This window comes from Nocardioides sp. LS1 (genome assembly GCF_003865225.1).
Classification (GTDB): domain Bacteria; phylum Actinomycetota; class Actinomycetes; order Propionibacteriales; family Nocardioidaceae; genus Nocardioides; species Nocardioides ginsengisegetis.
On record NZ_BIFF01000002.1, the window covers coordinates 1,062,208 to 1,086,795 of the forward strand.

Consider the following 24,588-nt stretch of genomic DNA (forward strand, 5'->3'; position numbering starts at 1 on the left):
CGGGGCGCGCGGGCCCATGTCCCATTTCGGGACGCGAGTGGGACGGACGGTGGAACACAGTTGTGTCCCAATTTGGAGCAGTTACATCGCTGTTAACGCAGGTCGGGGGTGTAATGGGGGTCACAGCTCGGGGGCCGCCGCATGAGGAGATGGGCCATGACGTTGAAGCTGGTTGACGCCGCACGAGAGCACTTGTTGTCCGAGGGGGCACTCCCGGACGACCTCGCGCGCAACGTCCGGCCCCAGGTCCTCCTGTCCTGGAAGCGCTCGATCATGAGCGGCGCCGACCTGGCCAACCCGGCGCTGACCTTCCGGGGCGAGCACCACGCCCGGGCCGCGCTGCGCCTGGCCGCCGACCCGGTCCTGTCCCGGCTGGCCGACGAGCTGTCCGGTCTCAACGCCGGCGTCCTGCTCTCCGACCACGACGCGATCGTGGTCCAGCGCTGGGTCTCCGACCCGGGGATCCTGCCGCTGATGGACCGGATCAACTCCAACGTGGGGTTCTGCATCAGCGAGGAGTCGATCGGCACCAACGGCGTCGGCAGCGTGATCGAGCAGGACGCCGCCATCCAGGTCTCCGGCCCCGAGCACCTGGCCGAGGCGCTGCGCCCCTTCACCTGTGTCGGCGTGCCCGTGCACCACCCGATCACCCGCCGCCTCGAGGGCGTCATCACGATGAACTGCCGGGCCACCTCCGGCAACCCGCTGCTCACCCCCCTGATGACCAGCACCGCCACCGAGGTGGAGAGCCGGCTGCTCGCCCAGGCGACCACCAGTGAGCGTCAGCTGCTCGACGAGTACCTCGTCGCCATCGGTTCGCGGCGCGCCCCCGTCGCCGCGGTCGGTCAGGACATCTTCATCGCCGGCCCCAAGGTCACCGACCTGCTCGAGGGCGTCGACCGTGCAGCACTGTGGGAGTACGTCCGCGGCATCGCGCTGGGCTCCGGGCTGGCGGCCGACGACTTCGGCCTCACCACCGACCGCTTCCGGATCACCCGCTGCAAGCCGGTCATCAACGACGGCCGCATCATCGGCGCGCTCGTGGAGTTCGACGTCGACCGGCCAGCGGCCCACGAGGAGCTGGCCCTGGTGGCGCCCCCGCGGCCCACCATCACGCTGCCCGGCAAGAGTCCAGCGCTGGTGCAGGCGATCGCGCACGCCACCCGATTGGCCGCCAAGGGCGTCCCGATCCTGATCGAGGGTGAGCCCGGAGTCGGCAAGTACGCGCTGGCCCGGGCGGTGCTGGAGTCCGCGCACGTCACCGCGGACAAGATCGCCGTCATCGATGCGGCCGCCGGCTGGGCCGAGGGCGCGACGAAGTTCGTCAGCCTGCTGCGCGAGGAGCTCGAGAACAGTCCTGAAGCACTCCTGCTCCGCCACCTCGAGGCGCTCACACCCGAGGCGGCCGCCGCGAGCTCGGCCCTGCTCGACCAGTTCGACGACCTCCCCGACGCGCCTCGCATCGTGGCCACGATGACCACCGGTGGAGCACCCACCCCCGGCCACCGTCGCCTCGTCGACACGGTCGGCGTCGGACGGGTCACCCTGCCGCCACTACGCGACCGTCAGGAGGACATCGCCCCGACCGCGGTGGCCATGCTCGACAAGCACCGCGGGCCCAAGGAGCTCCGCTTCTCCTCCTCCGCCCTCCGCTGCCTGATGCGCCACTCCTGGCCGGGCAACCTGCGCCAGCTCGACGCGACCATCCGCGGCCTCCTCTCGACCTCCCTCGGTCCGGAGATCCGGCCGGAGGCGCTGCCGCTGGACCTGCAGGGCAACTCCCGCAAGCGCGACCTCAGCGCCATCGAGGAGCTCGAGCTCAGTGCGATCCTCAGCGCGCTCAAGCAGCACAACGGCAACAAGGTGGCCGCCGCCCAGTCGATCGGGATCTCCCGCTCGACGCTCTACCGCAAGCTCCAGGCCTACCGGCTCGACCCGGACAAGCAGTACTTCTAGGCGGACCGCTCGCGCCTTGTCGCAATGTGGGACAGGGCGCGACCCCGCCGCGGGCGGAGCCTTGGGGCATGCCAGCCACCCTCACCGACCCGGCGCACGCGCCCGCTGACGTCGCGGCACTGCGAGACCGGGCGCACCAGCTGCGCCGCCTGATGATGACGATGACCCGCGGCAAGGGCGAGGGCTACATCGCCCAGGGCCTCGGGATCGCCGACTGCCTCGCCGTCCTGTACTTCCACGAGCTGCGCCACGACCCGGCCGACCCGGAGTGGGCCGACCGCGACCGCTTCCTGCTGTCGACCGGCCACTACTCGATCGCGATGTACGCCGCCCTCGCGGCCGCGGGCTACCTCGACGAGGCCGAGCTGCCGACGTACGGACTGAACGGCTCGCGGCTCCCGATGAGCACCTTCGACGTGACGCCGGGCATCGAGATCGTCGGCGGCTCACTGGGACACGGGCTCGGACAGGCGGTCGGGATGGCGCTGGGACAGCGGCTCGACGGGCGCCCGTCGCGGGTGTTCTGCGAGCTCTCCGACGGCGAGCTCGACGAGGGCTCGACCTGGGAGTCGGCGATGGGCGGGGCGACGTTCGGCTGCGACAACCTGGTCGCGCTGATCGACTGCAACGGCATCCAGGCCGACGGGCCCGTCACGGTGGCGATCGAGCCCGTGGCCGACAAGTTCACGGCGTTCGGGTGGGACACCCACGAGGTGGACGGCAACGATGTGGCGGCACTGACCACCGCACTGGCCGCCTGCCGGGAGCGCGACGGACGACCGAAGGCGATCGTGATGCGCACGACGCCGGGCCACGGCGTGCCGACGCTCGTGGCCCGTCCCCGCGCCCACTTCGTGCGGGTCACCGACGAGGAGTGGGAGTCGTTCATGGACGAGCTGGAGGCCAACCGTGACCACTGAACCCGCCGTCTTCGGCCAGACCCGCGGCATGGGTGAGCTGATCGAGGTCGACGACAAGGAGACCGAGCTGGCGCCGTTCGGCACCGAGCTCGTCGCCCTCGGCCATGAGCGGCCCGAGGTCGTCGCGCTGACCGCGGACATGGGCCGCTACAGCGACATCCTGCCCTTCCGCGACGCCCACCCCTCACGCTTCTTCAACGTGGGCATGGCCGAGCAGAACCTGGTGCTCACCGCTGCCGGCCTGGCCAAGACCGGCAAGATCGCCTACTGCACGACGTACTCGGTGTTCCTCACCCGCCGGGCCTACGACTTCGTCGCCATCGCGTGCGCGCACTCGATGGCGAGCGTGAAGATCTTCGCCGGGATGCCGGGACTGCTGAACGGGTACGGCGCCACGCACCAGGCCACCGAGGACCTGAACATGATGCGCGGGATCGCCGACCTCACGATCATCGACCCGTGCGACGCCACGGAGCTGAAGCAGGTCGTGCGTGCCGTCGCCGACATCCCCGGCACCGTCTACGTCCGCCTCCTGCGCGGCAACGTTCCGGTCGAGCTCGGGCCGGACTACCGGTTCGTGCCGGGGCGGGCTGCGCAGCTCCGCGAAGGGCGCGAGGTCGGCGTGATCTCGACCGGCTACATGACGGCCCGGGCACTCGACAGTGCCCGCATCGCGTCCGGGCAGGGGGTGGAGGCCGGCGTGCTGCACGTGCCGACGATCAAACCGTTCGACACCGCCGGAGTGCTGGAGTTCGCGGCCCGCCATGAGCGGCTGGTCATCGCCGAGAACCACAAGAAGTCCGGCGGGCTGGGGACGCTGGTGACCGAGGCGATGTTCGACGCCGGCCTGCTGCGGCCCGTCGTGCGGGTCGGGCTGGAGGACTCGTTCTTCGAATGCGGGTCGCAGGAGTACCTCGAGGCGAAGTACGGCATCGACCTCCCGCGCCTGCTCCGGGCCGTCGTCGAGGGCGTGTGACGGGGGTCCGAGCCTTCGCCGGACCGCTGCGCTACGTGCAGGGGCCCGACGCGCTCGACCTGCTGCCCCCGGTCCTCGCTCCCTACGGCCCACGGCCCCTCCTCGTAACCGACACGTACGTCCAGTCCCTGCTGGGCGCCCGCCTCTCGTCCCTGCTCGCCGACCTCTCCCCGGCGTTCCTCCTGCTGCGGGGCGAGATCACCGCGGGCGCGGCGGACGCACTGGCCGCTGCTGGCAGGCCCGTCGGCGCCGGGGTCGTCGTCGGAGTCGGCGGCGGGAAGGCCCTCGACGCCGCCAAGGCGGTCTCGCTCCGCCTGGGGCTGCCGGTCGTGACCGTCCCGACCGTGGCGTCCAACGACTCGCCGACGAGCGGCGCCGTCGCGATGTACGACGACGACCACCGGCTGGCGGCGGTCGACCGACTCCCCGCCAACCCGCACGCTGTCGTCGTCGACACCGCCCTCGTCGCGGCGGCGCCGGTGCGGTTCCTGCGATCCGGCGTCGGGGACGCGGTCGCGAAGACCTTCGAAGCTGCCGGGTGCCGGGCCGGATCAGGGGTGACCGCGCTCGGCACCCGGCCCCTGCTCGTCGGCTCGGCCCTCGCCGACGCCTGCTACGCGGTCCTGCGCGAGCACGCGGTCGCCGGCCTGGCGGCGTGCGAGCGCGGCGAGGTCGACGACTCCCTCGAGGCGTTGGTCGAGGCGGTCGTGCTGCTCAGCGGACTGGGCTTCGAGAACGGCGGACTGTCCCTGGCCCACTCGCTGACCCGCGGCCTCATGCGGGCTCGCGGCGCCTCCACGGCCATGCACGGCGAGCACGTCGCGTGGGCGACGCTGGTCCAGCTGCGGGTGACGGGGGCGTCGGCCGACGAGATCGACGACCTGCGCGCGTTCCTCGTCGCCTGCGGACTGCCGGTCACCCTCGCGGGGCTGGGTATGCCCGACTCGACCGCCGAGGAGGTCCGGGCCATTGCCGCGGTCACCATGACCGCCCCGCACCTCGCCAACCTCGCCGTCCCCGTCGACGAGGACCTGCTCGTCGACGCGATCCTCGCGATCGAGGGGCACGTGGAGAGTCGGGCGTGACGCTAGAGGCTGAGAATCCACGGGTGGCCCGGGTGGCCGACGTTGAGTGGCATCGGCTGCTCCATGACCTGACTCAACCAGACCCCACCGACAGTCCCGGCCCGCTGACCAGCGGATAATCGAAAATTTGTTCCCTCGCCGGTCGACCCACTCGCCCGGGCCCCGAGCGGTGAGCAGTCAACCGTTTCTGGTGCGGGTCCCCGGCCAGCGGTGCGGCGTCAACCATCCACCGTTGGAGTTCGGTTGCTGACCGACCGCCACCCGCGGCCATCGCGAACATTTCGGTTCACAGCTCACCGCTCCGGGCGGCCGCGCATGCGGGCGGCGCGGGCGGAGCCCGTGCCGACAGCGCGCCGCCGGCCGACCGTCCGGGTCCCGGGGTCAAGGACGGCGAAGCCGCCGCGCAGCGGCCGGAGCGCAGCGAGGGTCCTGGACGCCGGGAGACGGTCGGCTACGCGCGCGGGCGCACCAGCCACCGGTGACCACGACGTGATCTGGGCGGGTCGAGAACGACGCGCTACGACCTGAAGTCGTTCACGGTCCGGCTGTCCTACCAGAAACCGGAGTGACGAGAGCACCGCTCAGCGCCGCAGCACCACCGCATCGACGGCCACCACTCCGTCGGCGAGCAGCATGACCGGGTTGGCGTCGAACCCGGCAACCGGGGAGGTGGGATCGGCCAGCGCCTCGGAGGCACGCACCACCGCCTTGGCCCAGGCGTCGACGTCGGAGGCCTCCTCGCCCCGGACGCCGGCCAGCAGCGGCGCCAGCCGCAACCGTGCGATCGCCTCGTGCACCTCCTCGACGGTGCACGGCGCGAGCAGCACCTGCGTGTCGGGCACGGCCTCGACGTGCACGCCGCCGGCACCGATCACCATGACCGGACCGAACACCGGGTCGAGGTGGGCGCCGATGAGCGCTTCGTGCAGCCCCGACACCATCGGCGCCACGAGGAAGCCGTCCAGCTCGAGCCCGTGCAGGGCCGCCGAGGCCGCGATCTCCGCGGCCGCCGACGACGCCGACGAGGGCGACGTACGACGCAGCCGCACCAGCCCGAGCTCCGACTTGTGCGTCGCGTCGCTGCTGCACCCCTTCACCACGACAGAGGGGACCCCGAGCCGGGTGAAGGCATCGCCCACCTGCGCCGCGGACGACACGAGCTCGTGCGGCACTACCGGGATGCCCAGCTCGGCCAGCCCGGCGAGGCTTTCCGACTCGTTCAGGGCGCCGGGCGTGACCGATGGCCGGGCACCGGTCACGGGCCGGGGCAGCGTGTCGGCCCTGGACATCCGGCGAAGGTGCGCGAGGTACTGCCCCAGCGCGGCCAGCGCCGACGCCTCCTCCTCGAAGACCGGGAGGCCGAGCGCCACGAACGGCGCGGCGACGTTGGGCTGCGGGATCGCGCAGACCAACGGCGTGCCCGACGCGGCGAAGGTGGCGGCGTCGCGGGCGAACTGGTCCACGTCGTACCCCCGCCCGGCGACGGGGATCCCCAGCAGGCAGGCGTCGACAGACGGGTCCGCGCCGAGCACCGGCAGCACCCGACCGAAGATGCTGCTGTCGGTCAGCAGCGCGGCGGTCACGTCCACGGGGTTGGTCGTCGCGGCGAACGCGGGGAGCTCCTCGACGAGTCGTGACACCGTGGACGGGGCGAGGGACGCGAGCGGCAGGCCCGCGTCCTCGGCGGCGTCGGCCGCCAGCACGCACACCGCTCCGGAGTTGCTGACCACCGCAAGCGACGACCCGGTCGGCGCCCAGTCCTGCAGGTAGAGCTCGCTCGCGGACACCAGCTCCCGCACGCTCTGGACCTGCCAGATCCCGACCCGCTCGAAGAACGCGTCGAGGACCCGACGCTCGGTCGCCAGAGCGCCCGTGTGCGACGCGGCGGCCCGACTGCCGCGCTGGCTGCGCCCGCCCACCAGGGCGACCACTGGTACGCCGTTGGCGCGCGATCGCTCGCCCAGCTGCACCAGCCACTCCGGGTCGCCGACGTTCTCGAGGTAGAGCATCAACAGCTTCAGCTCGGGATCGTCGATCGCGGTCACCGCGAGCTCCGAGGCGGAGACATCCGCGTCGTTGCCGGTGCCGTGGGCGTAGCGCACGCCGATGCCACGCCTGCGGAGGATGCCGTACGGCACGGACGCGAGCGCCCCGCTCTGGCTGATGATGCCGACCGGACCATCGGCCGGCGGCTCCTCGGTGAACAGGGTGGAGAAGCCAAGCACCGCACCGGAGTGGAAGCTTGCGAGCCCCTGGGAGTTCGGGCCCACGATCCGCATGCCCGTGCGTCGGGCGTGCCCCAGCAGCTCGGCCTGCAAGGCCGCACCCTCCGTCCGTCCGGTCTCGCCGAAACCGGACGACATCACGACGCAGCCCTTCACGCCCATGTCGGCGGCGGTGGCGACCGCTCGGACCGCGGCTTCACCCGGCACACCGATCAACGCGACGTCGGGAACGACAGGCGAGTCCTCGAGGCGGGCGACGGTCGCCATCCCCTGCACCTGCTCGCGTTTCGGGTTGACCGGGACGACGAGGCCGCCGTACCCGAACTCGCGCATGTAGCGCAGCGGCCGGCCACCGATCTTCTCCGGATCGTCGGACGCACCCACGACGGCGACGGACGCGGGTCGGTGGAAGAAATCCAGGCTCATGGGGTCAGCTCTCTCGGGCGAAGGTGGGCACGAGCCGGTGCTCGGGACCCGTCGGGTGGAACTCGACCGCGGCACGGGCGCCGGGCTCGAGCAGGTCGTCGTGGACGCGGCCCATCACCAGGGGGCCCTCGTCGAGCTCGACGAGGACGAGCGACACCGGGTCGCCGCCATCGCTGGTGACGTGGACGCGGGTGAGGGCCACGCAGACTCCGGCGCCCGCTGAGACCCGGCGACCGACGTCGGCGGAGCCGCAGACGGGGCAGTGCACCTGCGGGAGCTGCCACTGGTTGCTGCACCGGCCGCAGGAGGAGACCAGGATGCGCGGTTCGCCCTGGGTCCAGTCGAGCTCGGTGTTCACGACCCGCCCCCTCGCCGCAGCACCAGCCCGACGTGCGCGGAGAGCACACCGCCGTCGGCATGGACGTAGCCCACGTCGCACCCCGAGACCTGGAAGGCGCCACGCTCGTGCCGCAGCTGGGTGGCGACCTCGGCGACGTGCGCCATGCCCCCACCCACGCCGCAGTGCCCGTACGACAGCAGCCCGCCGTGGGTGTTCATCGGGAAACGGCCGTCGACCTCGAACGCGCCTGCCCTGGCGAACGCGCCCGCCCGGCCCGGCGGGGTCAGTCCGAGCTCCTCGACCAGCATGGCCACGGTGATCGAGAAGCTGTCGTAGATCCCGTGCACGTCGATGTCGTCCCACGTCACCTGCGCTTCGGCGAGTGCCCGGTGGGCTGCCTGCGCGGCACCGGTCTGGCCGGGCTCGAGGGCGGAGAGGTGCTGGTGGCGGTGCGCCTGGCCGGTTCCGGCGATCACGAGGGAACGGTCCGACGTGGCCGCCCGTGACACGACGAAGGCCGCGCCGCCGTCGGAGACCGGGCAGCAGTCGAGCAGCCGCAGCGGCTCGGCGACCGGACGCGACCCGCGCACGTCGGTGACGCTGATCGGCTTCTGGAACTGGGCTCCGAGCTTGCGGCTCGCGTGTGCACGCATCTGCACGGGCAGCTCGGCCAGCGCCTCGGGCGCGAGGCCGTAGGTCCACAGGTAGCGGGAGGCGAGCAGGGCGTAGTACGCCGGCACGGTGCCGCCCAGGGGGACTTCGTACGCCGCGTCGCCGACCTGCGCGAGGACCCTGGTGGAGGCCTCGCGCGACTGGCCGCTGGCGCGGTTCTCCCCCGCGACGACGAGCACGTGCCGGGCCGCGCCGGACTCGACCAGCCGCCCCGCCTGGGCGAGCATCGCCAGCCCGGTCGCACCGCCGACGCTCATCCCGAACGCCGTGGCCGGCCTGATCCCGAACCGCTCGGCGAACAGGTTGGCCGGCATCAGGTGGCCGGCCACGGTCGAGTAGCCCGCGATCACGGTGTCGACCTCGTCGGGGTCGAGGCCCGCGTCGGCCAGCGCGAGGGCGGCGGCGGTGCACTGCCACTCGACGGAGTCCGGCCCCGGCTGCCGTCCGAAGCTGGTCACCCCGACCCCGGTCAGGTGCGCCGTCACGACGTCACCTCCGCGACGGCGGTCTCGCGGAGCACCTGCTTCTGGATCTTCCCGGTCGACGTCTTGGGCAGCTCGGCGAACAGCACGCGCCGGGGAACCTTGAAGCCCGCGAGGTGTTCACGGACGTGCGCGACGACCTCCTCGCCGGTCAGGGTCGAGCCGTTGCGCACGGTCACGAACGCGACCGGAACCTCGCCCCAGCGCTCGTCCGGCACGCCGACCACCGCCGACTCCACGACGTCCGGGTGCGAGTCGATGGCCCGTTCGACCTCGACGGAGGCGATGTTCTCTCCGCCGGAGATGATGATGTCCTTGGCGCGGTCGCGGATCTCGACGTACCCGTCGGGGTGGTGCACGGCCAGGTCGCCGGTGCGGAACCACCCGGCCAGCGTGACCGCCGCGGTCGCCTCGTCGTCGCGGTAGTAGCCCAGCATCAGGTCGTTGCCGCGGGCCAGGATCTCCCCGACCGTCGCTCCGTCACGCGGTACGTCGATCCCGCGGTCGTCGGCGACCCGCAAGGGCTCGGCGATCACGTTGCCGACCCCTTGGCGGGCGCGCAGCCGGGACTTGGCGTCGGCATCGAAGGCGTCCCACGCGGGCTGCCACTCGTTGATCCCGATCGGCCCGAACGTCTCGGTCAGCCCGTAGAGGTGGGTGACGTCCATCCCGAGCCGGTCGAGCCTGGCCAGCAGCGTGGGCGACGGTGGCGACCCCCCGGTCTGCACGGCGACCCGCTGCGTCAACGCCGGCCCGTCGGCACCCGACGCGGCCGCGATCATGGTCAGCACCGTCGGGGCGGCGCTGAAGTGGGTGACGCCCTCGGTCCGCAGCAGCGACCAGATCCGTTCCGGGTCGATCGCCCGCAGGCACACGTGCGTGCCGCCGACCGCCGTGACGCCCCAGGTCAGGCACCAGCCGTTGCAGTGGAACATCGGAAGCGTCCACAGGTAGGTCGACGACGAGTCCATCCGGCCGTGCACCAGCAGCGACAGGCTCTGCAGGTAGGCACCGCGGTGGTGGGTCATCACGCCCTTGGGCCTCCCGGTCGTCCCGGACGTGTAGTTGATCCCGAGCAGGGACCGTTCGTCGGCGAGCGGCATCACCGCGGGTCGCGCCCCCGCGATCCGTGACTCGTAGTCCGGCCCCTCCACGAGCAGGGGGACGCCGGCCGCGGCCGCGACCCGCGTCCCGAGCTCGACGTACTCCACGGAGACGACGAGCAGCGACGCCCCGGCATGCTCGAGGATGTAGCCGACCTCCGCGGGCGAGAGCCGGATGTTGATCGGCACCAGCACCGCGCCGCGCAGCGGCACGGCGTGGTGCATCTCGAGCTGCACGTGGGAGTTGGACGCGAGCACCGCCACGCGGTCGCCGGGGCCGACGCCCAGGTCGGCGAGCACACCGGTCAACGCACGGCAGCGCCCGGCGAGCTCGCCGTAGGTCAGCCGCAGGTCGCCGTCGACCAGCGCGGTGCGGTCGGCGTACACCTGCGCCGAGCGCTCCAGGAACGACGTCGGGGTGAGCTCGGTGAAGGTGAAGTCGGCCATCGGGGCCTCACAGACCGCCGACGGAGAGGTACTTCGTGTCGAGGTACTCATCGACGCCCAACGGGCCGCCCTCACGCCCGATGCCGGACTGCTTGACGCCGCCGAACGGCGCCTGGACGGCCGAGATCTGCGCGTCGTTGAGGCCGACGGTGCCGTACTCGAGCCTCTCGGCCACCCGGATCGCGCGGTTGAGGTCGCGGGTGAAGAAGTAGCCGGCAAGGCCGTAGTCCGAGGCGTTCGCACGGCGCACGACCTCGTCCTCGTCGCGGAACGTGAAGATCGGCGCGACCGGGCCGAAGGTCTCCTCGCGCGCCAGCAGCATCGAGTCGTCGGCGTCGAGGATCACGGTCGGCTCGAAGAAGAGCCTGCTGTCGGCGCCCGTGTCGACCCGGCTGCCACCGAGGACGACGCGGGCGCCGTGCTCGAGCGCGTCAGCGACGTGGGCCTCGACCTTGACCAGCGCGGCCTCCTCGACGAGCGGGCCGACATCGACGCCGTCGTCGAGGGGGTTGCCCACGATGAGCTTGCGGAACTCCGTGGCCAGCCGGTCGCCGAACTCCTCGGCGACGTCCTCGTGCACGAAGAAGCGGTTCGCGGAGACGCAGGTCTGGCCCATGTTGCGCAGCTTCACGGCCATCGCCTCGCGGACGACGAGGTCCATGTCGGCGTCCGCGAAGACGATGAACGGCGCGTGCCCGCCCAGCTCGAGCGAGACCCTCTTCATCGTGTCGGCCGCGCCGCGCATCAGGATCTTGCCGACCTCGGTCGAGCCGGTGAAGGAGATGCCACGCACCCGGGCGTCGGCCATGAAGACCGCGCTCACCGTGGGGGCGTCGTTGGAGGTCGCGACCTGGAGCACACCCGGGGGGAGGCCGGCGTCGTCGAAGACGCGCGCGATCTCCAGCGCCGACAGCGGCGTGAGCTCGGCCGGCTTCACGATCATCGTGCAGCCGGCCGCCAGCGCCGCACCGAGCTTCCGCAGGATCTGGAGGGAGGGGAAGTTCCACGGCGTGATGCAGGCGGTCACGCCGAGCGGCTGGCGGATCGTGATGATGCGCTTGGCCCGCGTGGTGGCCGGGATCGTCGATCCGTGGATGCGGCGCGCCTCCTCCGCGAACCAGTCGATGAAGCCCACGCCGTACTGCATCTCGCCCACGGCCTGCGCCAGCGGCTTGCCCTGCTCGCGGCTGAGCAGCCGGGCCAGCTCCTCGATCCGGTCCTCGAAGATCCGGACGGCGCGGTGCATGATCGCCGCCCGCTCGACGGCGGGCGTCGCGGCCCACTCGTCCTGCGCGGCTACGGCCGCCTCGACCATCGCACGGACGTCGTCGGCGGTGGCGTCGGCGACCTGGGCGATCACCTCGCCGGTGGCGGGGTCGACGACGTCGAAGGTCGCGCCGTTGGACGCGTCCTTCCACTCGCCGTTGAGGAAGAGCTGAGTCGGGAAGTCCACGGTGGATGCCTCTTTCGGGAGTACGGCGGGGTCGGGGTCAGGGGTCTGCGTCAGGGAACGATCGCGACACGGGCGACCGAGCGGCTCTCTCCGGCCCGGAGCGCCTCGGTCACGTCGGCCAGCGGGAACGAGCGGTCCGAGAACGCCTCGAACGGGTGCAGGTGCTGCCGACGGGCGAGGAAGGCGATCGCCTTGTGCAGGTACCACGGGTCGTAGCGGAGGACGCCGTGGATGTGGACGCTCTTGCGGGTCACGAGACCCGGCGTCATGGTCACGGTGGCGTCGGCGTTGAGGTTGCCGACCGACGCGATGCGGCCGCCCACCCGGGCAAGGTCGATCGCCTCGACGAAGGACGCCGGCACTCCGGTCACCTCCAGCACCATGTCGGCACCGATGCCGTCGGTGAGCTCATGGACCCGCTTCACCCGGTCGGGACTGTCGGGGAAGTCGGCCAGGCTGACGGTCTCAGTGGCCCCGAACTGCCGGGCGAGCTCGAGCCGTTCGGGCACGGCGTCGATCGCGATGACCCGGGCGCCGCGCTCGTGGGCGATCGCGGCGGCGTACAGGCCCAGGCCGCCAGCGCCCTGCACGACGAGGGTGTCGCCGGCCCCGATGCCCACCTCGTCGAGGACGAAGAGCATCTGCGCGAGGCCACAGTTGGCACCGGCGACGGTGGCGTCGTCGACCTGGTCGGGGACCTTGTAGAAGAACTGGCCGGGGAAGACGTAGTAGTGCGTCGCGAAGCCGGAGCGGAAGTGCGGGGCGACGTCCGGCGGGACCTTCCACTCGGCCAGGCCGTTCTGGCAGAGGTTGAACTCCGAGCGCAGGCACGGCGGGCACTTGTGGCAGGTCAGGTAGTAGACGGGGACGACGCGGTCGCCGACTGCGACCGGCTCCCCGGCGAAGTCGGTCGTGACCCCTTCGCCGAGTGCGACGATCTCGCCGACGAACTCATGGCCGAGGCCCGCCTCACGCAGGACGGCGCTCTCGTAGTGCCACTGGTGCACGTCGGTGCCGCAGACGTTGGCTCGTCGTACCGCCAGCAGCACCGCGCCGGGCCCGACGTCGGGGAGGTCGAACTCCTTGACCTCCACGGTCTCGGGTCCCGTGAGTGCCGCGATCCTGCCCGTGCTGGCTGCCGTGCCCATGGCCTGCCCTTCCGTCGAGTGCTGGTGCACCCATCAGATGGCCTGGCGCGGGGTGGCGCGTGTACGAGTTTGCGACAGTGTGTCCCGGGACCTGTCCGGGCTGTTCCAAAGTGGGACGACGCGTCCGCGCACGCGAGGCCGAGGGTGGGGACATCACCTCGAGCAGCCAGTCACCGCACGGAAGGACGAGCCGATGTCCCTGGGTTTCGCAAAGAAGATGTGGGCGCTGGACTGCCCCACGCTCACCGTCGACGCCAACAGCCTGATGTACGGGCTGAGCGGCATGCTCACCATCCCGATGCCGTCGTTCCTCATCGAGCACTCCAAGGGACTCGTCCTCTTCGACACCGGCATCGCGCCCGAGGCGATCGTCGACCCGGTCGCGGTCTACGGCCAGGAGCTGGCCGACGGGCTCGGCATCGGCGGCACTCCGGACCAGGCGGTCGACAAGCAGATCGAGGCGCTGGGCTACAAGGTCAGCGACGTGACGCACGTGATCGCCTCGCACTTCCACTTCGACCACGCCGGCGGCACGCACCTCTTCCCGGACGCCAAGCACTACGCGGGCAAGGGTGAGCTGGCCTTCGCGCACTACCCCGCCCCGATCGGGGCGTTCTGCTACATGCCCGACCAGCTGGCCCGGACCCGCAACTTCGACTGGCGTGAGGTGCCCGGCTGCGACCTTGACCTGTTCGGTGACGGCTCGCTGGTCCTGCTCTCCATGCCCGGCCACACGCCCGGCGAGCTGTCGCTGAAGGTGCGGCTCGCCTCGCGGACGTTCCTGCTGACCGGGGACGCCGTGCACCTGCGTGGAGCGCTGGAGATGGAGTACCACTTCCCCATCGACTGGGACACCCGTGTCGCCCTGGACTCGCTGCGCCGCATCAAGCGCATCGCCGAGGCCGAGGAGGCGACCATCTGGATCACCCACGACCCCGACGACTGGAAAGAGCTGCGGCACGCGCCGTACAGCTACGAGTGAGCCGACCATGAGCATCCTGGTCGACTACCGGTGCGGCGCCTGCGGTACCCGCGCCGAACGCTGGACCCCCAGTCCGCCGCCGCCGTCCACGCCCTGCGAGTGCGGCGCGGAGGCGCGGCGGGCCTGGGCCTCGGTCGGCTTCGCCGGATCGCGTACGACGCCCGCCGAGCCCAACGAACCGCCCCCCGGGACACCGCGGCCACCCACCCGCAGCCTGTGCTCGTCCTACCCCCAGGTCCCCGGCCTGTGCCACATGTCGGAGAGCGCGGGGCGGATGTGGGTCGCGAAGTACCTCAAGGACGGACGGGCCATCGACCGCGAGCAGGAGCGTCAGGAGACGCGCGCTGCCGTCGCCGCACCCACCATGGCGGACGCGATCACCCACACCCACCAGTAGTTCCCAGGACATGCCCCCGGATGCAGGCGGAAGCGCCGCACCGGGGGCATGTCGACGTGTCGCGATGTCGCGCGCCGTGCACGTCAGGCAGCGGCGGGGGGTGGGGTCTGGGTCTGCTGGAACGCCCCGGCCGTCTCCTCCGACGGCATCAGGATCCACAGGACCGGGTAGAGCAGGAGCTGGCTGCCGGGCACGACCATGAGCACGAACACGAAGAGCAACCGTGACATCCACGGGCCGATGCCGAACCGCCGGCCGAGGCCGGCGCACACGCCGCCCAGGACGCGGTGGCCCCGCGAGCGGACAAGACCCTGGCGGGCGAGGCTCTGACTGATCTCGTTCATGGGTGGTGCACGTCCTTCGGATCGCTTGCGCCGGGGCAGTTCCCTGACACCTCGACTGTGCTCCGCGACGGGAGGTCGGCACATCGGGCACAGCCCTGACCGACCCCCCGTGCTCCCCCCGGGGGAACCTCGGGGGAACCTCGGGGGGAGCACGGGGGAGCGATCAGGACGAGCCGAGGCGGAACCGCGCGAGCCGGCGGACCCGGGCAAGGGACTCACCCGAGCTCAGCAGGGCAAGGAGCGTGAGAGCGCCGGCGAAGACGTAGCTGGTGCCGTCCGACATGCCGAGCACGGTGACGAGGCTCTGGCTCAACACCAGGATCGAGGCGCCGATGGCGGCCCCGACGAGGGAGCCGTGACCGCCGGAGAGCGCAGCGCCTCCGAGCACCGGGGCCGCGATGGCGAGCAGGGTGAACGAGTTGCCCGCGTTGGGGTCACCGATGCCCACCTGGGCGGCCAGCAGCACACCGGCGGCCCCGGCGATGGCGGCGCACACGACGTAGCAGAGCGCGCGGACGCGGTTGGCGGGGATGCCCAGGCGGGTCGCGAAGGCGCCGTTGAGGCCGACCGCCCGGATCCGCAGGCCCGCACCAGTACGCCGGAACACCACGTCGGCGAGGACGAGCAGGACCAGGACAGCGATGAGCGCGACCGGGACCGGTCCGACCTTCTTGAACATCAGCTGCACGCCCAGCTCCGGGGAGATCAGGCCGGCTGCGGTGGGACGCATCATGTAGGCGACGCCCGAGACCATGCCCAGCGTCGCGATGGTGGCGATGACCGGCGAAAGCTTGATCCGCTCGACGAAGAACGCGTTGAGCCCGCCGACCACCACACCGAGGAAGACGGACACGGCCAGGCCGATCAGCAGCACCTTGCCCGCGCCGCCGGTCTGCGCCCACGAGGACATCAGCACGACCGCGAGCGTCATGGTCGCGCCCACGGAGACGTCGATGCCGCCGACCAGCAGGACGAAGAACTGCGCTGCGGCGACGGCGACGAGCGGCAGCGCCACGAGCATCACGTTGTAGAGGCTCTGCTCGGAGAGGAATGTCGAGTTCTTCGACTGGGCGAACAAGGCCAGCCCGACCATCAGCGCGGACAGCGCGATGAGGCGGACGCCATCGGCGGTGAAGTGCCGCTGCAGCCACGTACGGCGGCGGGGCGTCTCGGGCAGCGCCTCGGCGGCGACACCCACCACGTCGGCGTCGGCGGCGAGCTCGTGCTCGACCGTGAACGCGCCCACGATCGACTCCTCGGTCGCGCCCTGGCCGGCCAGCTCGGTCGTGAGCCTGCCCCGGGACATCACGAGGATCCGGTCGCACAGGCCGGCGAGCTCGGAGGCGTCCGAGCTGACCACGACGACCGCGCTGCCGCTGTCGGCGATGGCGCGCAGGAATCGGTAGATGTCGAGGCGGGATCGTACGTCGACCCCCTGCGTCGGCTCGTCGATCAGCACGACGTTGGGCTTCATCGCCAGCACCCTCGAGAGCGCGACCTTCTGCTGGTTCCCGCCCGACAGCTCGGCCGGCATCTGGCTCGGGTGCCCGACGCGGATCCGGTAGCGCTCGATCGCGTCCGCGACGAAGCCCTTCTCCCGCCTGATCCGCATCACCCCACCCGAGGACAGGTCCGGCAACACGCCGAGCCCGAGGTTGTCGCCGATCGTCAGGCCGCCGAAGAGCGACTCGTTGCGCCGGTCGGAGCTCAGGTAGACGACGCCGTTGTCGACGGCGCTGGTGTAGGAGCGCAGGCGCTTCCCGGCCACCGAGATCGTGCCGTGGTTGTCGCCGATGCAGGCGAGCCCCTTGAGGAACGGGAGCTGCCCGTTGCCGTCGGCGCCCGCGAGGCCGATGATCTGGCCCGCGCGCAGCTCCACATCCACCGGGCCGAACCCCGCCCCCGCGAGCTGCGAGGCCGTTAGCAGCACGTCTCCGTCGGCGTCGGGGTTGCGGTCCGGGAACTCGAGGTCGACGCGGGTGCCCGCCATCAGCTCCACGAGTCCGGCCGGCGTCACGGTCGACGCGTCGTGCGTGCCCTGGAACTTGCCGTCCCGCAGCACCGTCACCTTGTCGGCGACCCGCATGACCTCCGACAAGCGGTGGGTCACGAAGAGGACGGCGCTCCCGCGCGCCGCGACCTGACGCATCAGGTCCAGCACGATGTCGACGCCGTTGGAGTCCAACGCCGAGGTGGCCTCGTCCAGGATGAGCACCTGCGGCTCCCCCGCGACCGCGCGGATGATCTCCACCAGCTGGCGGTCCCCGGGAGGCAGGATCGACGCCTTCAGCTCGGTGTCGATGTCGAAGCCGTAGGTGTTGAGCACGCCCTCGGCCCAGTCCGACATCTTGCCGAAGGCGGGGCGGTGCGCGGGCGCCGTACCGAGGTAGAGGTTCTGAGCCACGGACAGCTCGCCGATGAGGGAGCCGTCCTGGAAGACGGTGATCGCGCCGTGCCGCTGGGACACCACCGGGCGGGCCGCGGTGACCGTCGAGCCGGCGATCTCGAGGGTGCCGGTGTCGCGGGTGACGGTGCCGCTGACGATGCCGACCAGGGTGGACTTGCCGGAGCCGTTCTCGCCCACGAGTGCGTGGATCTCGCCCGGGGCGAGGGTGAGGCTCACGTCCAGCAGCGCCTGGACCGCGGCGTACCGCTTGGAGAGACCGGTCGCGGTCAAGAGCGGGGCCGGCGCGACGCCGGCGTCCTCGCGGTCGCGGACGACGGTCGATGAGGTGTCGGACATGGGGTGACCCCCTGGGTTCGGGTGGGGCGGGTGACGTGGGGTGATGTGGAACAGCCGGGGACGGGGGACCTGAGCCCCCGCCCCCGGCTGGCTTGGTCAGCCGGCAGAGAGCATCTTCGTCATCAGGTCGTCCGGGACCAGGACGCTCGGACCGGGGTAGTCGTCGGGACGGTCTGCCTGGTAGAGCCCGGCCTTGGCCTCGACGAACGGCTGCGGGACGGTGATGTCGGCCGCGGCGTCGTCACCGGCCAGCAGGCTCATCACCGCGGTGACCGAGACCCGGCCCTCCCAGTTCAGGGCGTTGGTGAAGTAGATCGGGAACGCCCGGTCGGTGCCCTGCGCCTTCTCCCAGACCTTGGCCATGCCGTTGTTCGAGGTCCACGTGATGATGGCCGGCGGCTTCTTGCCCGCCTTGTCGTAGGCGTCGATGACCTGCGGGATCGGGTCGGCGTAGTCGTAGAGGATGCCGCTGTAGTCCTTGCCGGAGCTGACGAGCGCGGACGCCGCCTTGAACGCACCCGCCAGGGTCCAGTCCGTGTCCTGCTTGGCGCCGACGGTCAGGCCGCCGGACAGCTTGTCCTCGAAGCACTTGTTCCAGGTCGCACCCTGCGGGTTGCCCGGGGTGCCGTTGAGCAGGGCCACCTCCCCGGTCAGGCCGAGATCGTCCTGGGCCACCTTCGCCATCTCCTCGCCGACCGCGCACACGTCGCCGTGCACCTGGTTGGCCAGGGACGAGGGGGGCGCGTCGGGCACCGGGCCGACGAACGTCGAGATCTTCGCTCCCTGGGCCTGGGCCGCCGCGAACGCCGGCAGCGCCGCAGCGCCGAAGTCGTCGTAGCTCACGATCGCCTTGGCGCCCTGCGCCGCGAGGCTACGGACGTTGGCCTGGAACTTCGCGAGGTCGCCCTGGGCGTCGGTGTAGATGATCTTGCCGATGTCGGGGTAGGTCAGTGCCTGGAGGATGACCTCCATCTTGGAGATCTTGCGCCACTGGTTCTGGCCGTAGGCCTCGGCAATGCCGAGAGTCGTCTTGCCGTCACCGACGGTGCAGCTGGTGCCGGTCCAGCACTCGTAGGCCTTGTCGAGCTGGTCCGGGGTCAGCTCGATCGAGGCCCGGCGGAAGGCTTCCTGCACGGTCGGGTCGAGGTCGGCGAGCTTGACCGTGTCGGTCTGGAGCGCCTTGTTGACCGTCTCCTGCGCCTGCGCATCGGTGATCGTCGACAGGTCGACGACGCTGGAGTCCGAGACAGTGCCCGGCGAGCTCGAGTCGCCCGAGCTGCACGCGGTGACTCCCAGCACGAGGGCCGTGAGAGTGACCGCCAGCGCCGGCTTTCCCCTGCCATGGTGGCCGCCGTAGCGGCGCATGAGGTTGCCCATTGCGTTACTCCTGGTTCTGTTGGTTCATTGCCGGGTCCTGGGTGGACGGGGCACTGGGGGTTCCACCGCGCTTGGCGGAGATCGGGGACCACCGGAACTTCTTCGAGGTGGCGACGAGGGTGAGCCCGACACCGAGAACGAGGCCCTGGAAGGCGAGCGCGACCCCCGAGGAGTAGCCGCGGACCCGGAGGATGTGCTCGAGGAGCATGAGGAACAACGCGCCGAGCGCCGTGGCACCGGGACGAACCCGTCCGCCACTGATGGCCGCACCGCCGAGGACGACGGCCACGATGGGGGTGAGCAGGTACGGCGCTCCCAGGGTCAGGTCGGGGGTCGCGATCTGGCCCGCGAGGACCACCGCGCCGATCCCGACGATGAAGGAGCCCGTCATCCACGCCACCAGCCGCTGGCGGGTCGCGGCCAGGCCGCTGTTCTCCGCCGCCACCCGGGCCACGCTGCTGGCCGCGAGGCGCCGTCCGGAGGTGTGGTACCTCAGCCAGATGGCGACGAGGGCGGCCACCGCGAGGGCCACGAGCAGGATCACGCTGACCTGACCCACCGACTTGCGGGAGAAGTCCGAAAGGTCCGACGGCACGTTGGAGACCGCGAGCACCGGGCCCCGGTACATCCGGGTCGCGCCGGCGATCAGCTGCCCGGTCGCGAGGGTGACCACCAGCGCGTCCAGCCGGGTGACCTCGACGAGCAGGCCGTTGACCAGCCCGATCCCGAGGCACACGACCAGCGCCAAAGCGATCGCCTTCAGCAGGGCCGCGTTGTCGCCGGAGGCCGACTTGAGCACGATGATCCCGACAAGCGTGATCGTCGCGGGGATCGACAGGTCGATGCCGCCGGTGCCGATGATGAAGGCCTGGCCGAGCGCGATCAGGACCATGACGCCGATGACCGGCGTCAGGGTCGAGAGGCTGGCGCGGCTGAACAGGTCGACGTTGAGCACCAGCGTGCCGACGGCCACGAGGGCGACGTTGGCGAGCAGGATGCCCTGCGCCGGCAGCCTCACCGGACGGCGCTGCGCCGTACGGGTCGGGACGGCTGCGTCCGCGGTCATCGTCATCGGTCCGTTCCCTTCCACCGGGTCCCGCGTGACGGCTGTCACGCGGTCTCTCCTACGGTGAAAAGTAGGAACGAGACGGCTCCCGCCGTCGTGTCAGATTGAGACATGCCCCCGTGGGACACCCGGGGGACGGCCGGATGGGACACCAGCCGGAACATCACCGGCCCAGCACCGAGACGCGCAGCTTGGTGAGGTCGTCCAGCTGCTGCAGCATGAGGTCCGGAGTCTCGGCGACCAGCGCGATGTTGACGTGTGCGACGCCGTTGGCGCGGAACGCGTCGAGGCTCGCCTCGTCCACGGCCCCGGGCGCGACACCGACGGGAACGGAGTCGGGGTCACGGCCCGCGTCCTCCACCATCTGACGGAAGCGCGGGATCGACTCGGCGAGCACGGGATCGGCCATCGGTGGTGTCGGGTACCACGTGTCCGCCCACTCCGCGGCGTGCTTCATCGTGACGGGACCGCTGCCCCCCAGGTAGACCTTCGGACCGGGCTCCTGCACGGGCTTGGGCCAGCACCAGCTCGGCTGCAGCGAGACGTGCTCGCCGTCGAAGCTGGCCACGTCCTCGGTCCAGATCGTCCGCATCAGGGCGACCTGCTCGCGCACCTTGCGGTGCCTGGTCCGGAAGTCCGCCCCGTGCGTCTCGAACTCGTCGGCGTTCCAGCCGAACCCCACGCCGAACGTGAACCGTCCGCCCGACAGCCGGTCCACCGACGCGACCAGCTTGGCGGTGTGCACGGCGTCGCGCAGCGCCAGCAGGCAGATCCCGGTTCCCACCTCGAGGGTGGTCGTCGCCGCTGCCGCAAAGGCGCAGCTGATGAACGGGTCGTAGGTGCGCTTGTAGAAGTCGGGCAGCACTCCCCCGCCGTACGACTCGGGGTACGCCGTCTCCCGCGCGACGGGAATGTGGGAGTGCTCGGGGAAGAACATGCTGTCGAAGCCACGGCTCTCGATCTCCACGGCCAGCGGGCCGGGGTCGAGGTCGAGATCGGTCGCAAAGACGTAGACGCCCACCTTCATGGGGTACCTCCAGGTACTCCGGGCGCCGGACGGCCCGCCGCCACTTCCCGCGAACGTAGGTCCGGGTGCCGAGGGCGATCTGTGTCAGTTCGGGTCAGTCCGGGACAGTGCTGCGGTGGCGCTCGTCGCGGTGGAACGTGCCGTCGATCGTGATGCCGCCGTCGACCTCGAGGACCACGCCGGTCACGAACGACGCGTCCGGCCCGACCAGGAACGACACCGCCGCGGCGATCTCCTCCGCACGCCCGAAGCGCATCAGCGGCGTCCGGCTGAGCAGCCGGTCGCGGTCGAGCGCCCCGCTGTCGAATCCGGACAGCATCATGGGCGTCTCGATGTAGCCGGGCGCCACGGCGTTGACCCGGATCCCGGAGCGGCCCCACTCGGCGGCCAGCGTCCGGGTCAGCCCCACGATGCCGGTCTTGGCGGTGCTGTAGCCGAGCCGGTGCGGTAGCCCGAACGTGGATCCGACGGACGCCAGGTTGACCACGGCGGGCGAGGCCGCCGCGACCAGGTAGGGGTACGCCGCCCGGCTGCAGCGCATGGTTCCGCCGAGGTTGACCAGCATCTCCAGGTCGAAGCGCGCAGGGTCGAACTCCTCCGCGCGCGTTCGCGAGATGATGCCGGCGTTGTTGACCAGCACGTGCAGCGGCCCCTCGCCCAAGGTGGCCGCGAAGGCCCGTTCGACCCCCTCCTCGTCGGTCACGTCGAACGCGACATTCGTGACGTCGTGACCAGCCGCGTGCAGGCACAGGGCAGCGGCCGCGACCAGGTCCCCGTCGACGTCGCCCATCACCACCCGGTGCCCGTCACGCGCCAGCCGGGTGCTGATGGCCAGGCCGAGTCCCTGCCCGGCTCCGGTGACGAGGGCGGTGCGCGGGTCGCTCATGCCGGGGACGCTAGGCGCCCATCCGGCTGCTCGGCTGTGCCGATCTGCGACAGCCCCGGTCAGGCGGCGTCGCTGACCCGGTCGTCGACCCGCCCCTTGGCCAGCGACGCGACCGTCGCCGCGGCCAGCACGGCCACGATGAACCCGAGCGACGTCACGATCCCGATCTCGGGCAGCACCCACGAACCGATCGCGTCGACCCCGCTGCCGTGCAGCGCCTCGATCACCAGCTTCACGCCGATGAAGGCGAGGATCGCGGACAGCCCGATGTTGAGGTAGATCAGCCGCTCCAGCAGCCCGCCGACGAGGAAGTAGAGCTGGCGCAGGCCCATCAGGGCGAAGGCGTTGGCGGTGATCACGACGAAGGCGTCCTGGGTGAGGCCGAAGATCGCGGGGATCGAGTCGAGCGCGAAGACCACGTTGGCGACGCCGATCGAGGCGATCGCGATCACCAGCGGGGTCCACCGGCGCTTGCCGGCCTCGTCGCGCACGACGATCGCGTCCCCGGCGTACCCGTCGGTCATGGGGAGCACCTTCCGCAGCCCGCGCACGATGCCGTACTCCTGGAAGTCGGCGTCCTCGTCGTCGTCGACGAGCAGCGTGTACGCCGTGTAGAGCAGCAGCGCGCCGAAGAGGTAGAAGCTCCACGAGGCGGCGGAGATGAACGCGGCCCCGGCCAGGATGAAGACGCCGCGCAGGGCCATCGAGAGCAGGATGCCGATGTAGAGCACCTTGTCGCGGGCCGGCCCGGGCACCGCGAACTTGTGCATGATGATGACGAAGACGAAGAGGTTGTCGACGCTGAGGCTGTACTCCGTGATGTAGCCGGCGAAGAACTGCGTCCCGAGGTCGCCGCCGAGCCCCCTGAGCAGCACCACCCCGAAGGCCAGCGCCAGGGCGACGTAGAACAGCACCCACCGGGCGGCGGACGCGAGCGTCACCTCGCCCGTGCGTCGCGCGATGACGCGCAGGTCGAGCACCACCACGGCGGCGAGGAAGAGCAGGGTCAGGACCCAGGTGGACGGGGACACGGCACTGATCACGGCAGACTCCGGACGTCGATCGACTCCGGAGGTCTCTTCCGCCGGCCGGTCACGGCTGGCCCGACGCACCGGGTCAGGTCTGGGCCTGTCCGTGATGACGACACGTCGACGAAGGAATACTCCCCTCCAACGCCCGGGAGGCTACCAGCGGAGGGCCGTCGGGCCTGCTTCCCCGGACACGTGCGAAGTCCCGCCACGGAGCAGCGGCTGACACGTGGCGGGACCCGCCCGAGGCACGGGGGTGACCTCGGGACCCGACCCGACGGACGCTTGGATCCAGGGGTGAAACCAACGAACCGCCGAGCCGGGCCGGCGGCGCCGGGTCTCGGGGGAGCGTCCCGACGCCACGGCCAAGTCTGCCGGGGGCCGCGGCGGCCCACATGCCACGCAGGTGCCGACTCGGGCTGGCCCCGATGTACTAGAGGGTCTGCCTCACCGATCCGGAAGCAGGCCCTCACGGACGGCGATCGAGAGGGCCTCCAGCTTGGAGTGGGCGCCGAGCTTGGCCGAGAGGTTGGCGATGTGGTTGCGGACGGTGTGCACGCTGACCACGAGCTTCTCGGCGATCGCGGCGTTGGTGAGTCCGTCGGCGACGAGGTCGAGCACCTCGCGCTCGCGCTCGGTGAGCTCCTCGTGGCGGCGCCCGCCTCCCCGGCTCAGGCGCGGTAGCAGCCGGGCCAGCATCTCGGGGCTGATCACGGCCTCGCCGGTGGCGGCCGACCGCACGGCCGAGGTGACCTCGGCCAGGCTGCGGGTCTTGGACAGGAAGCCCGAGGCGCCGGCCTCGATGGCGGCAACCAGCACGTGGTCGGCCGCGCTGGCGGTGAGCACCACCACGCGCAGGCTCGGGCGCAGGGCGAGCAGCTCGGGGATCGCGGCGACGCCGTCACCGTCGGGCAGGCGGTGGTCGAGGAGGAGTACGTCGGGGGCCGTCGAGCGGATCATGCTGCGCGCCTTCTCGAGCGTGCCGGCGACGCCGACGCTCAGGAAGTCGGGCTCGTCGTCGAGCACGTGCGCCAGGCTCGCGGCGAGCACCTCGTGGTCGTCGACGACGAGCACCCGGATCGGCGCGTCGTGCTGGTCGCTGGTCTCGCTCATCGCCCCACCCTGCCCAGGTCCCGGTCGAAGACCGGCGGGGCCGGCCTGTTGATGAGGACATCATGCGTGGCGGACTCCGACGCCTCGCCGCCGGTCAGGACCAGGGTGCCGCGGGCGGCGTTGGTCTCGCGCGCCATCGCGGCCCGCAGGTGCTCCTCGCTGTCCCAGAACACGGTGGCCAGCACCGCCCCGGTGCCGTGCTCCACCAGCACCGTCGCGCCCCGGTAGCCCGGCAGCGCCTCGATCCCGGGCAGCAGCGCGTCGAGCATGTCGTCCATCGACGATCGGGACGGGTAGCCCCCGGACGGGAACCGCCAGGTCCGCGCGAACAACGGCTCGGTCCGCGGGTAGTCCGCCATCCGCCCTCCCCCGAAAGTGGCCTGCACCGTGCG

Annotated in this window: 21 protein-coding genes; 6 read left to right on the top strand and 15 right to left on the bottom strand. The window is 71.4% G+C overall.

The genetic code is table 11. The features are described from left to right. Positions 1 to 156 precede the first annotated feature (156 nt). From EJF31_RS09965 to EJF31_RS09980, 4 genes are all read left to right on the top strand, one after another. The gene (locus tag EJF31_RS09965; RefSeq protein ID WP_125036906.1) at positions 157 to 1,956 is read left to right on the top strand and encodes a sigma-54-dependent Fis family transcriptional regulator; all 1,800 of its coding nucleotides are present in this window, start codon (positions 157 to 159) and stop codon (positions 1,954 to 1,956) included. A gap of 68 nt (positions 1,957 to 2,024) precedes the next feature. Further along, entirely contained in the window at positions 2,025 to 2,876 is an 852-nt protein-coding gene (locus EJF31_RS09970) for a transketolase (protein ID WP_125036907.1), read from the top strand. After that, complete coding sequence (locus EJF31_RS09975) at positions 2,866 to 3,852, top strand: transketolase family protein (RefSeq protein ID WP_221767516.1); 987 nt, start codon at positions 2,866 to 2,868, stop codon at positions 3,850 to 3,852. The genes EJF31_RS09970 and EJF31_RS09975 overlap by 11 nt, the downstream gene beginning before the upstream one ends. Next, entirely contained in the window at positions 3,849 to 4,937 is a 1,089-nt protein-coding gene (locus tag EJF31_RS09980) for a glycerol dehydrogenase (protein WP_185736187.1), read from the top strand. The genes EJF31_RS09975 and EJF31_RS09980 overlap by 4 nt, the downstream gene beginning before the upstream one ends. Positions 4,938 to 5,518: 581 nt before the next feature. Here the strand turns inward: EJF31_RS09980 and EJF31_RS09985 are convergent. Genes EJF31_RS09985 through EJF31_RS10010 form a run of 6 tightly spaced genes read right to left on the bottom strand, consistent with a single transcriptional unit; the run spans position 5,519 to position 13,233 of the window. Beyond that, positions 5,519 to 7,588: an acetate--CoA ligase family protein gene (locus tag EJF31_RS09985; protein WP_125036909.1), complete on the bottom strand. Its 2,070-nt coding sequence runs from the start codon at positions 7,586 to 7,588 to the stop codon at positions 5,519 to 5,521. A 4-nt stretch (positions 7,589 to 7,592) separates the two neighbouring features. Then, the gene (locus EJF31_RS09990; RefSeq protein WP_125036910.1) at positions 7,593 to 7,946 is read right to left on the bottom strand and encodes a Zn-ribbon domain-containing OB-fold protein; all 354 of its coding nucleotides are present in this window, start codon (positions 7,944 to 7,946) and stop codon (positions 7,593 to 7,595) included. After that, positions 7,943 to 9,085: a thiolase family protein gene (locus tag EJF31_RS09995; RefSeq protein ID WP_125036911.1), complete on the bottom strand. Its 1,143-nt coding sequence runs from the start codon at positions 9,083 to 9,085 to the stop codon at positions 7,943 to 7,945. The genes EJF31_RS09990 and EJF31_RS09995 overlap by 4 nt, the downstream gene beginning before the upstream one ends. Continuing rightward, positions 9,082 to 10,632 carry an acyl--CoA ligase family protein gene (locus EJF31_RS10000; protein ID WP_125036912.1) on the bottom strand — a complete coding sequence of 517 codons (1,551 nt, stop codon included), beginning with the start codon at positions 10,630 to 10,632 and terminating at the stop codon, positions 9,082 to 9,084. Before EJF31_RS10000 ends, EJF31_RS09995 begins: the two co-directional genes overlap by 4 nt. Before the next feature lie 7 nt (positions 10,633 to 10,639). Beyond that, entirely contained in the window at positions 10,640 to 12,085 is a 1,446-nt protein-coding gene (locus EJF31_RS10005; protein WP_125036913.1) for an NAD-dependent succinate-semialdehyde dehydrogenase, read from the bottom strand. Between the two features lie 50 nt (positions 12,086 to 12,135). Further along, positions 12,136 to 13,233 carry a zinc-binding dehydrogenase gene (locus EJF31_RS10010; RefSeq protein WP_125036914.1) on the bottom strand — a complete coding sequence of 366 codons (1,098 nt, stop codon included), beginning with the start codon at positions 13,231 to 13,233 and terminating at the stop codon, positions 12,136 to 12,138. Positions 13,234 to 13,426: 193 nt separating this feature from the next. Here EJF31_RS10010 and EJF31_RS10015 point away from each other — a divergent pair, with 193 nt between their 5' ends. Both EJF31_RS10015 and EJF31_RS10020 read left to right on the top strand, forming a co-directional pair. Next, positions 13,427 to 14,215 (top strand): N-acyl homoserine lactonase family protein, encoded by a 789-nt coding sequence (locus tag EJF31_RS10015; protein ID WP_125036915.1) that lies wholly within the window; start codon positions 13,427 to 13,429, stop codon positions 14,213 to 14,215. 7 nt (positions 14,216 to 14,222) lie between these two features. Beyond that, positions 14,223 to 14,612: a hypothetical protein gene (locus tag EJF31_RS10020; RefSeq protein WP_125036916.1), complete on the top strand. Its 390-nt coding sequence runs from the start codon at positions 14,223 to 14,225 to the stop codon at positions 14,610 to 14,612. Between the two features lie 83 nt (positions 14,613 to 14,695). Here EJF31_RS10020 and EJF31_RS10025 read toward each other — a convergent pair whose 3' ends face one another. From EJF31_RS10025 to EJF31_RS10065, 9 genes are all read right to left on the bottom strand, one after another. Then, entirely contained in the window at positions 14,696 to 14,956 is a 261-nt protein-coding gene (locus tag EJF31_RS10025; RefSeq protein WP_125036917.1) for a PspC domain-containing protein, read from the bottom strand. 163 nt (positions 14,957 to 15,119) lie between these two features. Further along, on the bottom strand, positions 15,120 to 17,699 hold the full coding sequence (locus tag EJF31_RS10030; RefSeq protein ID WP_125036918.1) for an ATP-binding cassette domain-containing protein: 2,580 nt from the start codon (positions 17,697 to 17,699) through the stop codon (positions 15,120 to 15,122). A gap of 96 nt (positions 17,700 to 17,795) precedes the next feature. Beyond that, positions 17,796 to 19,076 (bottom strand): substrate-binding domain-containing protein, encoded by a 1,281-nt coding sequence (locus EJF31_RS10035; RefSeq protein WP_125036919.1) that lies wholly within the window; start codon positions 19,074 to 19,076, stop codon positions 17,796 to 17,798. A gap of 4 nt (positions 19,077 to 19,080) precedes the next feature. After that, on the bottom strand, positions 19,081 to 20,148 hold the full coding sequence (locus EJF31_RS10040) for an ABC transporter permease (protein WP_125036920.1): 1,068 nt from the start codon (positions 20,146 to 20,148) through the stop codon (positions 19,081 to 19,083). A gap of 157 nt (positions 20,149 to 20,305) precedes the next feature. Further along, positions 20,306 to 21,169 (bottom strand): LLM class F420-dependent oxidoreductase, encoded by an 864-nt coding sequence (locus EJF31_RS10045; protein WP_125036921.1) that lies wholly within the window; start codon positions 21,167 to 21,169, stop codon positions 20,306 to 20,308. 94 nt (positions 21,170 to 21,263) lie between these two features. After that, positions 21,264 to 22,055: an SDR family NAD(P)-dependent oxidoreductase gene (locus EJF31_RS10050; RefSeq protein ID WP_125036922.1), complete on the bottom strand. Its 792-nt coding sequence runs from the start codon at positions 22,053 to 22,055 to the stop codon at positions 21,264 to 21,266. A 59-nt stretch (positions 22,056 to 22,114) separates the two neighbouring features. Further along, on the bottom strand, positions 22,115 to 23,086 hold the full coding sequence (locus EJF31_RS10055) for a TerC/Alx family metal homeostasis membrane protein (RefSeq protein ID WP_185736188.1): 972 nt from the start codon (positions 23,084 to 23,086) through the stop codon (positions 22,115 to 22,117). A 444-nt stretch (positions 23,087 to 23,530) separates the two neighbouring features. Then, entirely contained in the window at positions 23,531 to 24,196 is a 666-nt protein-coding gene (locus EJF31_RS10060; protein ID WP_125036923.1) for a response regulator transcription factor, read from the bottom strand. Further along, positions 24,193 to 24,555, bottom strand: a complete 363-nt coding sequence (locus EJF31_RS10065; RefSeq protein WP_125036924.1) for a hypothetical protein — start codon at positions 24,553 to 24,555, stop codon at positions 24,193 to 24,195. Before EJF31_RS10065 ends, EJF31_RS10060 begins: the two co-directional genes overlap by 4 nt. Between the last annotated feature and the right edge of the window lie 33 nt (positions 24,556 to 24,588).